Origin of the sequence: Paenarthrobacter sp. NyZ202, assembly GCF_049860755.1 — a bacterium.
Taxonomy (GTDB): Bacteria; Actinomycetota; Actinomycetes; order Actinomycetales; family Micrococcaceae; genus Arthrobacter.
The window spans coordinates 744,296-756,152 of record NZ_CP187556.1 but is presented as its reverse complement, the minus strand read 5'-3'; the positions used below and the strand labels follow the sequence as shown (position 1 = coordinate 756,152).

Sequence of the window (11,857 nt, the reverse complement as noted above, 5' to 3'; positions counted from 1 at the left end):
CCGGGGATCCGGCAGGAAATGGCAAAATGGAATCCATGACTTCAGCCGTTTCCCCTGCCATTGCACTGACCATCGCCGGCTCGGAAGCGACCGGCGGCGCCGGTGCGCAAGCCGACCTCAAGACCTTCCAGGAACTGGGAGTGTTCGGCATCGTCAACCTCACCTGCATCGTCTCCTTCGACCCCAAGGACAACTGGAACCACCGCTTCGTCCCGGTGGACCAGCAGGTTATCGCGGACCAACTGGAAGCAACGACGGCGGCCTACGGTGCCGCTTCCGGCGCACCTTCGGTTCTGGACACCGTGAAGATCGGAATGCTCGGCAGCCCGGCCACCATCAGCACGGTTGAGGAGGCCCTGCGTGGCGGCGCGTTCGCCAACATCGTGCTGGACCCGGTGCTGATCTGCAAGGGCCAGGAACCGGGGCACGCGTTGGATACGGACCAGGCGTTGAAGGCCCAGATCCTTCCCTTGGCCACGTTTGTCACGCCGAACCACTTCGAGGCCGAGTCGTTGTCCGGCATTGCCATCACGGATGAGGAATCGCTGAAAGCCGCAGCCATCCGCATCCACGAGCTCAGCGGCGCAGCGGTCCTTGCCAAAGGTGGGGTGCGGCTGGAAGGTGCTGACGCCGTCGACGTTTTCTACGACGGCGAGACGCTGGAAGTCCTGCGCGCCCCGAAGGTGGGCGAGGTTGCCGTGTCCGGTGCCGGCTGCTCGCTGGCCGCCGCAGTGACCGCCGAGCTCGCCAAGGGTGCCACCCCGCTTGAGGCGGCCCGGACTGCGAAGGCTTTCGTGACCGAGGGAATCCGCAACCGCGTGGCCTCCGGCGCCCCGTTCGACGCCCTGTGGCAGGGCGGCGCGCTGAGCTAGCGCGAGACCTTGCCCATCAGGGACGCGATCGGGCGGAGGAACAGCGGGCGGGCCAGGAACCACGCGGCGGCGGTGAAGACGATCGACGCAGCGAAGATACCGAAGCCCCACCAGCTGGTGTTGTCGTCGTTGGCGGCGTACATGTGGTTGAGGTTGCGGAGGGCGCCGGTGGCGAGGACCAGCGTCACGTGGACGATCACGAACGCCACGAAGTAGATCATTACCGGGAAATGGATCTTGCGGGCCAGTTCGATCGGGTAGAACTTGTTGACCGCAGCCTTCTTGGGCCACGCACCGGACATCCGCAGGCCCGTAATGATCGCCAGCGGCGCAGCGATGAAGACGGTGATGAAGTACGTCAGCAACTGCAGGGCGTTGTAGTTGTTCCAGCCGTTTTCGACGGGCCAGTTCAGCGAGGCGTACTGCAGGCCGGCCGAGACAGCGTTCGGGAAGACGTCCCAACTGGTGGGCACAATCCGGAGCCACTGGCCAGTGGCGAACAGCAGCACGATGAAGATGACGCCGTTGAGCACCCACAATGCGTCCAGGGTCAGGTGGAACCAGAGGTCCAGGCTGATCTTGGTGGGCGGGTTCTTGGTTTTGATGAAGCCCTTGTTGTTCCGGGTCCAATAGGCGGGCGGACGGGTGGTGGTCCGCACCTGCCAACCCGATCGGATGATGAGGACCAGGAAGAACATATTGAGGAAGTGCTGCCAGCCCAGCCACGCCGGGAATCCGGTGGGAGCTCCCTCGGGCAGGTCAGAGTGGCCGGGGTAGTCAATGAGGAACTGCTTCACGGGTTCCAGCGTCCGCAGCCACATGGCAACCAGCACCAGGATCAGCGCCAACACCAGCGCGCCAGCGGTGATGACCCCTGGTTTGAACCACCTGTTCGACGTGATCCCGGACGACTTGCTTGAAACGGACATCAGGCCGCGTTCCTCTCTGGCTTGTTGGCGTGCGACCAGTTGGCGCTCTCATAGCGATTCAACCAGTTGCTGCCCGACGGTGAAAACGGCACCCGGGTTTTGGGGCGTTCGACGTCAAAAATCGCAGCATTTGGTTACATACTGCAATACATATTTCTAGAACAGACTTCCAGAATTATTTCCTGTATTTTGGGCCTTGGTCAAGGATGGGCCGCTCCCATCCGCCTCTCGGTCGGTTCAGCATTCCAGAAATCGTCCGGAAGACACACCGACGCTGCGGCAAGGAGGTCCCATGGTCCGGAAGACGTCTGACGCCGGGGTCCACGCGGGCTCCTGGCAATGGTCGCGCACGGCGGCCACCCGCCGGAACCTTCTTGACGCGGCCGGCGCCGTTTTCTCCGAGCAGGGCTTCAGCAACGCCGGGATCTCCGATATTGTTGCCCGCTCCGGCTCCAGTGTCGGCAGCCTCTACCACCACTTCGGCGGCAAGACCGAACTGTTCCTCGCCCTGTGGGACGACTACCAGAACGAGCACGAACGCCTGGTGGCGACCGCCGTCGCCAGAGCCCGCAAGTCCGGCGAAGACGATCCGCTGGCGCTCTTCAACGTCGGCAGCCGGACCTACTTCGACTACACCTGGAAGCACCGCGACTTGGAGCGCGTCTTCATCGAGGGCGACACTCCCCCGGGCTTTGAGGTCCTCCGGCGCGAACGCGGCCGCGAGTGGGTGCGCCAAAATTCCGTCCTGCTCGGCACCAGCGAGGACACCCTGGGCCGGCTCACCGTCGCGGTGATCACGGACATCATTACGGTTGCCGGCCAGGAGGTCGCCTTGAGTGGCAGCAAGAAGGAGGCGGACGACGTCGTAAAGGCCGCGGCTGTGCTGGTGGCGCGGCTGGCTCGTTAGCCGTGCGCGCCGAATTCGCCGGAAGCGTGCTTGCACACCGGGAAACTTCCGGCGATCCAGCACGGTTCCAGCGAACTCGATTCGCCGACCTAACGGGGGTCTGCCACCCACCCGGTAAACAGCGGCATTCCGCTCTCCACGTGCAGAATCTCGTAGTGGAACGGACGGTCAAGGATCATCACGCGATCCGGAACCAAGGCGCTGGAGGCCTCTGCGTTGATCTGGGTCACGGCGGAAGCGATGGTCCCCTTCTCGGCAACGGTAATGTTGGCGGCCTGTGCAGCCTGCGTCAGTTTCATTCCCTGCTGGATGGCGTCGAAATCGGTGGAAGTGGCCAGCGTCTCCTTGAGTCCCAGGGATTCGAACACCTTCCGCAGTTCGAAAGTGGTCTTGTGGTCCCACTTCGGCAGACTGATCTGCACCATTTCTCGCGAGGCCGAGGCCAACCCCTTCGCCACGTCCCCAAGCACCTCAACCGACACCGTCTCCGAACCGCGTGAACCCGGCGTGCCGCCGTCGGGCAGTATCAGCCGCATAACGAAACCCTCGGCATAGGGCAGGTCCACAGCTTTCCACCCGGGAGCTTCCGCGTACGCCACGGCGAGCGGAGCGTGCATGGTTGGCACGTTGATCACTTCACCACCGGCCGTGGTGAACGGGCGGTCCGCGGTGTCGTTCGCATCGAAGGGGGTCTGCCAGGCGGCGGCGAAATAGAGCGCGTTGAGCAGGCTGAACGTGTTGTCCGGACTGTACTTTGCCGGCGCTTCCTTGATACGGCCACCGGTGTTCTTGCTGACCCACTGGTCGATGGCGGTCTTGGTCACGGCCTCGTCCCTAAAGCTCACCGGGTACACGCCTGTGCCGAAATGCCGGGCGAGCGTGGTGAGAAATCCCTCGCCCGCAGGCACACTTTTATCCACGAACAGCCCATTGGCTGCGTGCATGACCGGCGTGCGCGGCGGGTTGTCTTCGTCAACGGAGCCGGGGTCGCCGTCGAACTTCTCCAGGGAGGCGAGTAGCGCGTTCATTGCCTCGTCGCGCCCCTCTGCAGGGAAGCCAAGCACCGCATCCATCTCCGCCGCTGCGGCGCCCGAAGCACCAGCGCGGAGCATGCTCAGCGCGATCAGCAAACTTGCCGGAGCCGACACCACGTTGCCGTTGGTGGAGTCGCCGCCATCTGCCAGCAACGTCCCGCCAAGCTTGCGCGCGGACGCGTTGAACGCCTCAAGCTGCGCGGAGTAATCGGCCGTTTGGACAGAAACGCGCGTTACGCCGTCGGCCTTAACCAGCACGACGGCGGCTGGCTGGGGCGCGCACGCTGTGACGGCTACCAGCGCACCCGCCACAGCAACTGCGGCGATCCTTGACAACGTCCGAGCCATGACCCAACCCCCTTGGAAACCGTGATGGCTTCATGGTGCGCTGAAGGCAGGCAGAGTTCACGCGATGTGGAAGAGGGATGGACGAATGTTGCCGGAATGTGAGAGAGCGATCCGGAAAAGAGGCCGATCCGTGATAGAGGGTTGGGAGGGGGGAGGTCAGCGCCCCGAGTGGGCCGCCAGGAAGGAGTACACCTCAGTCTCGTCCACGCCGGGGAAGGCGCCCGGAGGCATGGCAGCGAGCAGGTGGGAATGCGCCCGGGCAGAGGGCCACGCGTTTCCGGCCCACTCATTCGCCAAAGCCTCGGGCGGGCGCTTGCAGCAATTCGGATCCGGGCAGTTCGAGGTAGCGCGGGCAGTGGTCTCGCGTCCGCGGAACCACTTCACGTGCTGGTACGGCACGCCAATGCTGAGCGAGAACTCCCCGGTAGCCGACCGCTCGGTGCGGGCAGTGCACCAGTACGTCCCGGACGGCGTATCCGTGTACTGGCTGTAGGCGCTGAACTTGTCCGGGACGTCGAACACAGCCCGTGACGTCCAGGCCTTGCATGAGGGCTGCCCCTCGATGGCGCCGGTGTGATCTTGCGGGAACGTCACGCCGTCGTTCTCGTAGGCCTTGTAGATGATGCCGGACTGGTGGGTCTTCTGGAAGTGCGTGGTGATGCCCAGGTGCTTGGTAGCCAGGTTGGTGAAGCGGTGCGCGGCGGTTTCGTATGACACGGCGAAGGCATCGCGAATGTCCTCCACCGCGATTTCCTTGGCCGCCTTGGCCTTTTGCAGGAACTCCACCGTGGCGTGCTCGGGCAGCAACAAGGCCGCCGCGAAGTAATTGGTGGCCACACGCTGCGCCAGGAAGTCGCCGTAGTTCCGCGGAGTTTCGTGCCCCAGGACATAGTGCCCCAGCGCTTGGAGGAGCACCGAGCGGGGGTCGTGGTCCTGCCTCTGGTTCTGTGTCAGATAAATTCTGCGGTTCTTCAAATCCGTCACGGACCGCGTGGAATGCGGCAGGTCACCCACATGGTGAAGCGAAAAACCGAGGTTCTCGGCGATGTCCGCAATGACGTGCTGGCTCAGCGGACCCGTGGTGTAGCCGACGCCCTTGAGGACCTTCTGTGCCTCGGCCTCATACTCGGGGAAATAGTTGCCGCGCTCGCGCATCATGGCACGCAACTCGCCGTTCGCGCGGCGGGCTTCTTCCGGCGTCGCGGCTTGCTCATTAAGCTTGCGTTCGAGCTCCTGAAGCAGCCCCACCTGCGACTCCAGCACCTCCAGCGGAAGCCGCGAGCTGATGCGGATTTTCGGCAGGTTCAGCGACTCGTAGAGCGGTCCCCGCTGGTACCGTTCCAGCTCGATTTCCAGGGCCGCACGACGGCTGGGCGGCTCCGCCCCCAGCAACTGGTCGATGCTCACATTGAGGGACGCAGCCAACTGCTGCAGCAGACCCAACTTGGGCTCGCGCTTGCCGTTTTCGATCAGGCTCAGCTGGCTTGGCGCGGTCCCGACGGCGGCACTCAAGTCATCGAGCGTCAGGCCTGCTTGCTTGCGCAAATGGCGCACGCGGCGGCCAAGGCTGATGACGTCCAGTTCAGGGGACGCAGGGGACGACGACGGCGACGCGACTTCGCGATTCCAGCTCACAGGCGACATTTCTTGAGGATACGCGAAGAACTGCATTTCTTTCCATGCCTTTCCTCTGGAAAGCCTCTTGAAAGTGCAGAAAAGTAGTTCTCACGAAAAAGAAACACAGACCCCGGGCAAGCCGGCCGAAGCAGCAATGACGCAGCGGAGGCCGGCCCGGGAGCCCCGCCATATGAGGAGACATGCAATGACCGCATCGTTTGAACCAGCCGAACAGACCGCTGAACAGCAGGCAGCCGCGCTGGAACTTGAATGGTCCGCCAACCCGCGCTGGGAGGGCGTCACCCGTGATTACTCGGCCACCGACGTCGTCCGCCTCCGCGGCCGCGTCTCCGAAGAGCACACCCTGGCCCGCCGTGGTTCGGAGAAGCTGTGGAAGCAGCTCACGGAGGAAGCACCCACCGGTGGTTACACCAACGCGTTGGGTGCGCTGACCGGCAACCAGGCCGTGCAGCAGGTCAAGGCCGGGCTGCGCGCCATCTACCTGTCCGGTTGGCAGGTGGCCGCTGATGCCAACCTTTCGGGCCACACCTACCCGGACCAGTCCCTGTACCCGGCCAACTCGGTTCCGCAGGTTGTCCGCCGCATCAACAACGCCCTGCTCCGAGCAGACCAGATCGAATACGCCGAGGGCATCAAGACGGTCGAGGACTGGCTGGTCCCGATCGTCGCCGACGCCGAAGCCGGTTTCGGGGGCCCGCTTAACGCCTACGAGCTCATGAAATCCATGATCACCGCAGGTGCCTCGGGCGTTCACTGGGAAGACCAGCTCGCTTCCGAGAAGAAGTGCGGTCACCTGGGCGGCAAGGTCCTGATCCCCACCCAGCAGCACATCCGGACCCTGAACGCAGCCCGTCTGGCAGCCGACGTCGCCGGTACCCCGACTGTCGTGATCGCCCGCACCGACGCCGAGGCCGCAACCCTGATCACTTCCGACGTGGACGAGCGCGACCGCGAATTCATCACCGGTGAGCGTACGGCCGAGGGCTTCTACAAGGTCCGCAACGGGATCGAACCCTGCATCGCCCGCGCCAAGGCCTACGCCCCCTACTCCGACCTGATCTGGATGGAAACGGGCACCCCGGACCTGGAACTGGCCCGCAAGTTCGCCGAAGCCGTCAAGGCCGAGTTCCCGGACCAGATGCTTTCCTACAACTGCTCCCCGTCCTTCAACTGGCGCAAGCACCTGGACGACGCCACGATCGCGAAGTTCCAGCGCGAACTCGGCGCCATGGGCTTCACCTTCCAGTTCATCACCCTGGCCGGCTTCCACGCCCTGAACTACTCGATGTTCGACCTCGCCCACGGTTACGCCCGTGAAGGCATGAGCGCCTACGTCGAGCTCCAGGAAAAGGAATTCGCCTCCGAATCCCGCGGCTACACCGCCACCAAGCACCAGCGCGAAGTCGGCACCGGCTACTTCGACGACATCGCCACCGCGCTCAACCCGAACGCATCCACCCTGGCCCTGGTGGGATCCACCGAAGAAGGCCAATTCCACTAACAACTTTCCCAACTAAGTCGCAGTTGTGCGCGTTTTGAGCCGTCATAACGCGCACAACTGCGACCCAGTTGGTCCCCGAAGGGATAAATCAGATGAACAGCTTCACCGACAACTTCACTATCAACGGGATCACCCTGACCGCGCAGCCCATTTCACGGCAGAACGAGGTCCTTACGCCGGATGCGCTTGAGTTCGTCGGCAAGCTGCACCGGGCCACTGCTGACCGCCGCCAGGAGCTGATGCAGGCACGGCACGCACGGCGCAACGCCATTTCGAGTGGCCAGGATCCCCGTTTCCTGCCGCAGACCGAGGGCATCCGCAACGACCCGTCCTGGCGTGTGGCTCCCCCGGCTCCGGGCCTGGAGGACCGCCGCGTGGAGATCACGGGTCCCGTGGACAAAAAGATGACCATCAACGCCCTGAACTCCGGCGCGAAGGTCTGGCTGGCCGACATGGAGGACTCCTCCACGCCGACATGGCGCAACGTCATCCAGGGCCAACTGAACCTGACCGATGCCTTGGAACGCCGCATCGACTTCACCTCCCCGGAGGGCAAGGAGTACAAACTCAAGGCCGCCGAGGACCTCCCCACCATCGTGGTCCGTCCGCGTGGCTGGCACCTGCCGGAGAAGCACCTGCTGATCGACGGCAAACCGATCGCCGGCGGAATTGTGGACTTCGGCCTGTACTTCTTCCACAACGCCCGCCGCCTCCTGGCCCAGGGCAAGGGTCCCTACTTCTACCTGCCCAAGATCGAGAACCACCTCGAGGCACGGTTGTGGAACGACATCTTCATCCTGGCCCAGGACCTGCTCGGCATCCCGCAGGGCACCATCCGCGCCACCGTGCTGATCGAAACCATCACGGCCGCCTTTGAGATGGAAGAAATCCTGTACGAACTCCGCGACCACGCTTCCGGGTTGAATGCCGGCCGCTGGGACTACATCTTCTCCCTGATCAAGAACTTCCGGATCCGTGGCCCGCGCTTCGTGCTCCCGGACCGGGGCCAGGTCACCATGACCCAACCGTTCATGCGTGCCTACACCGAGCAGCTGGTCCGGGCCTGCCACCGCCGCGGAGCCATGGCAATCGGGGGCATGGCAGCAGCGGTTCCGAACCGGAAGGACGAGGCCGCCAACGCAGCTTCCTTCGAGAAGGTCCGCGCGGACAAGACCCGCGAAGCCAACGACGGTTTCGACGGCTCATGGGTGGCCCACCCGGACCTGGTTCCGGTGTGCCGCGAAGTCTTCGACGCAGTACTTGGGGAGAAGCCGAACCAGCTGGACCGAAGCCGCGAGGACGTCACGCCCGATGACCGCGCCCTGATCGACATCTCCACCACCGAGGGCTCTATCACCGAGGCCGGCGTCCGCCTGAACATCGAAGTAGGCATCCGCTACATCGAGTCCTGGCTGAGGGGCAACGGGGCCGTGGCCATCCACAACCTCATGGAAGACGCCGCCACCGCGGAGATCTCCCGCTCCCAGCTTTGGCAGTGGATCCACTCCCTCGCGATCACCGAGCACGGAGACATCATTACCCGCGAATGGGTCCAGGACATGCTGGACGAAGAGTTCGCCCGCCTGGAACGCTTCGATGGAGACCGCTTCGCAGACGCCCGCAGCATCTTCGAAGAGGTCACCCTCACCGAGGAATTCCCGACGTTCCTGACCATCCCCGCCTACGCCCGCTTCCTCACCGAGGCCAAGGAAGAGGCAACGGAAGAAGAACTGGTCGCCGCCTAGCCCCTGGCGATTGTCCAGGAAACACAAAGCCCCGACGCTGGGCTGCCTGCACTCTTCGCAACAAGTGACCCCGAAGGCCGGGGAAGGCAGCCCAGCACCGGAAACCTCACCCAACCAGGTCGCAGTTAAGCGCGTTTTGAGCCGTCAAAACGCGCTTAACTGCGACCTACTTGGGTGCGTACGACGGCGGCACACGGCCCGCGCGGCTGGCTCACCCCGCGTGGCGGCTCACCTTCCTTGGCGGGAAACCCAGCGGACGGACAGTGTTGTGCAGACGCAGAAAGCCAGCACCGAACCAAGGATCACCAGCAAGGGAACAGTCCAGCCGCCGGAAGCGTCATGCACGTAGCCCACAATGGTCGGAGCCAGTGCCGCAAAGCAATAGCCCACACCCTGCACCACGGCCGACATCTTCCCGGCAGCCGCCTGCGAGTGCGCGAACTTGATGACGGCGATGAAGATGACCGTGATACCACCACCCTGGGCAATGCCGCCCAGGGAGGACCATAGCCACCACCAGCCCGGGGCCAACAACAGGCCAACGGGAACCGTCAACCACAACGCACTCAAGGTGACCGCGACCGTCGTCGTGCTGGAAAAGCGGGCCAGCAGCGGCACGCCCAGACCACCCACAATCGCGAAGATCTGGAACAGCGACGATCCCGCTCCGGCCTCGGCGGTCCCCATGGCGAGTTCGTCAGACAGGAAGCTCGGCAGCCACGCGGTGACCCCGTAGTAGGAGAACGCCTGGCCCGCGAACCCGATGGTCAATCCCGCCACCAGCCAGGCCACGCCGCGGGTCTTTCCGGGGGGTGCAGGCGCCGGAGGTGGAACGGGTGCCGGGACAAGCGCCCGGCGCGCTCCCACGGTGGGTATCCAGAACACGATCGCAGCCAGTGCCAGCAACGCGCTTGCAGCCAGAGACAACCGCCACCCCACCAGTTCGGCCAAGGGCGCCGTGGCTACCGATGTGAGGAAGGAACCGATGTTGAGCGCAGCCGTGTAGACACCCATGGCCGTGGCCTGCCGGCGCGGCGCAAAGTCGCGCCGGATGATCAGCGGGACGGCGATGTTGCCGATCGTGATGGCTACCCCGATCAGGACGGTGCCCACCATCACGGGAACACCACCGCCGCTGGACCGGATAACGACGCCGGCCAGCACACCCAGCAACGTCAGCATCACGGCGAACTCGGCCCCGAAACGACGCCCGGCCAAGGATGCCAGCGGCGAGGCCAGCGAGAAGCAAAGCACCGGGATGCCGGTCAGCAATCCCAGTTCCACGGGCGAAAAGCCAAGATCCCGCCGCAGGGACTCCACCACGGGCGCCACCGCCACGAACGGTCCGCGCATGTTCAGGGCAATAAGGCCGATGCAGGCAAGGATCAACCAGCTCCGCGGGACTTTGGCAAGGAATTGACTCATCGGGGAGGCAGGACTGGAGCAGGAAGCGTTTTCATCACCTTCATTGCTATCACGCCTGCGCACCTGGAAAGCGCCGGAGCCCGGTCTTATCCGGCGGCCTGCAGCGTGGCTTCGATCACGGCCGGCGACAACACATGCTGCGTGACCATCTGGCTCGCACCGAGGATCGCGGAACGATCGCCCGCCATGGAGATGCCGATCCGCAGGTGCGTGGTGGCCAGCGGCAGTGAACGCCGGTAGACCACCTCGCGGATCCCTGCCACCAGGTGTTCGCCGGCCTCCCCCACGCTGCCGCCGATGATGATCATGGAGGGATTAAGCAGGTTCACCACCGTGGCCAGGACATCGCCGACGTCCCGCCCCGCCTGGCGCAAAGCCTGGATGGCTTGCAGGTTTCCTTCGTCGACGAGCCGCAGGACGTCGGAACCCGTGGCGGCTTCCAGCCCTTGTGCCTTGAGTTGACCGGCGACGGCGGGACCTGAGGCGAGCGCTTCAAGGCACCCGTAGTTGCCGCAGCGGCAGAGGACGTCGTCGCCGCGCGGGACACGGACGTGCCCGAGGTCGCCCGCGGTTCCATTGGCTCCGCGCTGCAGTTCGCCGTTGCTGATGATGCCCGCACCAATGCCCGTGGCCACTTTGACGAACAGGAAGTTGCGGTGGTCCGGCCAGTAGGCGGTACGTTCACCAAGCGCCATGATGTTGACGTCGTTGTCCACCAGCACCGGAACGGGCAGTGAGCGCTGGACGTAAGGGACGACGTCGAACCCGTCCCACCCCGGCATGATGGGCGGCTTCACCGGACGCCCGGTGTCATGTTCCACCGGTCCGGGAAGTCCGATGCCGATCCCGGCGAGGTCGCCCGGGTGGCGGCCGGTCTCGGCCAGCAGTTCCTTGCCCGCAGAGATGACGCGGCCCAGGACTGCTTCCGGACCGTCTGAGACGTCCTGCTTCAGGCGGCGCTCAGCGAGGATGCTGCCGCCGAGGTCCGTCACAGCGACGATCACGTGGGTGGCCCCGACGTCGACGGCCAGGACCACGCGGGCTGCCGGGTTGAAGGCGAAGCGCGACGGCGGCCTGCCGCCGCTGGAGCTGGCCTCACCTGCGGGGCCCACCAGTCCGGAGCTGATGAGGGCATCAATGCGGGAGGCGACGGTGGAGCGGGCGAGGCCGGTGGTCAGCGCGAGTTCGGCGCGGGTGCGGGCCTGGCCGTCCCGAAGCAGTTGGAAGAGATCCCCGGCACGCGAGAGATTCGCGGCTTCCGGCGCGGCCGCATCTTTTCCGGCCTGGGTACCCGGGGCTGAGGTCATGGACTTAGTGAAGCACGATTGCTTATGAGTGTCATGCACCAAAAGTATGTCGATTAATTTTCACCTTTTGCTTGACGCTCGACAAAAGTCCCCATAGGTTGTGAGCAGCACCACATCACGCGCATCAATGCCGCGCATCACCCCTATGAAT

Annotated in this window: 9 protein-coding genes; 4 read left to right on the top strand and 5 right to left on the bottom strand. The window is 64.4% G+C overall.

Features of this window, described 5'->3' with window-relative positions:
- Positions 1-26: 26 nt before the first annotated feature.
- Entirely contained in the window at positions 27-872 is an 846-nt protein-coding gene (locus ACPFL9_RS03685) for a hydroxymethylpyrimidine/phosphomethylpyrimidine kinase (protein ID WP_426005913.1), read from the top strand.
- Here ACPFL9_RS03685 and ACPFL9_RS03680 read toward each other — a convergent pair.
- A complete protein-coding gene (locus ACPFL9_RS03680; protein ID WP_426005912.1) occupies positions 869-1,801 on the bottom strand; it encodes a cytochrome b/b6 domain-containing protein in 933 nt (310 codons plus the stop codon). The two genes, ACPFL9_RS03685 and ACPFL9_RS03680, sit on opposite strands and share 4 nt — an antisense overlap.
- 292 nt (positions 1,802-2,093) lie before the next feature.
- Between ACPFL9_RS03680 and ACPFL9_RS03675 the strand changes: the two genes are divergently transcribed.
- A complete protein-coding gene (locus tag ACPFL9_RS03675; RefSeq protein ID WP_426005911.1) occupies positions 2,094-2,708 on the top strand; it encodes a TetR/AcrR family transcriptional regulator in 615 nt (204 codons plus the stop codon).
- 89 nt (positions 2,709-2,797) lie between these two features.
- Here ACPFL9_RS03675 and ACPFL9_RS03670 read toward each other — a convergent pair whose 3' ends face one another.
- Both ACPFL9_RS03670 and ACPFL9_RS03665 read right to left on the bottom strand, forming a co-directional pair.
- Positions 2,798-4,090: a serpin family protein gene (locus tag ACPFL9_RS03670; RefSeq protein WP_426005910.1), complete on the bottom strand. Its 1,293-nt coding sequence runs from the start codon at positions 4,088-4,090 to the stop codon at positions 2,798-2,800.
- Positions 4,091-4,246: 156 nt separating this feature from the next.
- Positions 4,247-5,761: a helix-turn-helix domain-containing protein gene (locus ACPFL9_RS03665; RefSeq protein ID WP_426005909.1), complete on the bottom strand. Its 1,515-nt coding sequence runs from the start codon at positions 5,759-5,761 to the stop codon at positions 4,247-4,249.
- Between the two features lie 151 nt (positions 5,762-5,912).
- Here ACPFL9_RS03665 and aceA point away from each other — a divergent pair, with 151 nt between their 5' ends.
- Together aceA and aceB are read left to right on the top strand one after the other, a co-directional pair.
- Positions 5,913-7,229, top strand: a complete 1,317-nt coding sequence (aceA, locus tag ACPFL9_RS03660) for an isocitrate lyase (RefSeq protein ID WP_426005908.1) — start codon at positions 5,913-5,915, stop codon at positions 7,227-7,229.
- Between the two features lie 92 nt (positions 7,230-7,321).
- The gene (gene aceB, locus ACPFL9_RS03655) at positions 7,322-8,974 is read left to right on the top strand and encodes a malate synthase A (protein WP_426005907.1); all 1,653 of its coding nucleotides are present in this window, start codon (positions 7,322-7,324) and stop codon (positions 8,972-8,974) included.
- Between the two features lie 228 nt (positions 8,975-9,202).
- Here the strand turns inward: aceB and ACPFL9_RS03650 are convergent, their stop codons facing one another.
- Together ACPFL9_RS03650 and ACPFL9_RS03645 are read right to left on the bottom strand one after the other, a co-directional pair.
- Positions 9,203-10,399, bottom strand: a complete 1,197-nt coding sequence (locus ACPFL9_RS03650; RefSeq protein WP_426005906.1) for a CynX/NimT family MFS transporter — start codon at positions 10,397-10,399, stop codon at positions 9,203-9,205.
- 86 nt (positions 10,400-10,485) lie between these two features.
- Positions 10,486-11,706, bottom strand: coding sequence for an ROK family transcriptional regulator (locus ACPFL9_RS03645; protein ID WP_426005905.1), 1,221 nt, complete (start codon positions 11,704-11,706; stop codon positions 10,486-10,488).
- Positions 11,707-11,857 lie beyond the last annotated feature (151 nt).

What these genes read in the sequence shown, in the direction of transcription:
- ACPFL9_RS03685 (WP_426005913.1), top strand. Translation starts at nt 27, where the DNA reads ATGGAATCCATGACTTCAGCCGTTTCCCCTGCCATTGCACTGACCATC.
- ACPFL9_RS03680 (WP_426005912.1), bottom strand. Translation starts at nt 1,801, where the DNA reads ATGTCCGTTTCAAGCAAGTCGTCCGGGATCACGTCGAACAGGTGGTTC.
- ACPFL9_RS03675 (WP_426005911.1), top strand. Translation starts at nt 2,094, where the DNA reads ATGGTCCGGAAGACGTCTGACGCCGGGGTCCACGCGGGCTCCTGGCAA.
- ACPFL9_RS03670 (WP_426005910.1), bottom strand. Translation starts at nt 4,090, where the DNA reads ATGGCTCGGACGTTGTCAAGGATCGCCGCAGTTGCTGTGGCGGGTGCG.
- ACPFL9_RS03665 (WP_426005909.1), bottom strand. Translation starts at nt 5,761, where the DNA reads ATGCAGTTCTTCGCGTATCCTCAAGAAATGTCGCCTGTGAGCTGGAAT.
- aceA (WP_426005908.1), top strand. Translation starts at nt 5,913, where the DNA reads ATGACCGCATCGTTTGAACCAGCCGAACAGACCGCTGAACAGCAGGCA.
- aceB (WP_426005907.1), top strand. Translation starts at nt 7,322, where the DNA reads ATGAACAGCTTCACCGACAACTTCACTATCAACGGGATCACCCTGACC.
- ACPFL9_RS03650 (WP_426005906.1), bottom strand. Translation starts at nt 10,399, where the DNA reads ATGAGTCAATTCCTTGCCAAAGTCCCGCGGAGCTGGTTGATCCTTGCC.
- ACPFL9_RS03645 (WP_426005905.1), bottom strand. Translation starts at nt 11,706, where the DNA reads ATGACCTCAGCCCCGGGTACCCAGGCCGGAAAAGATGCGGCCGCGCCG.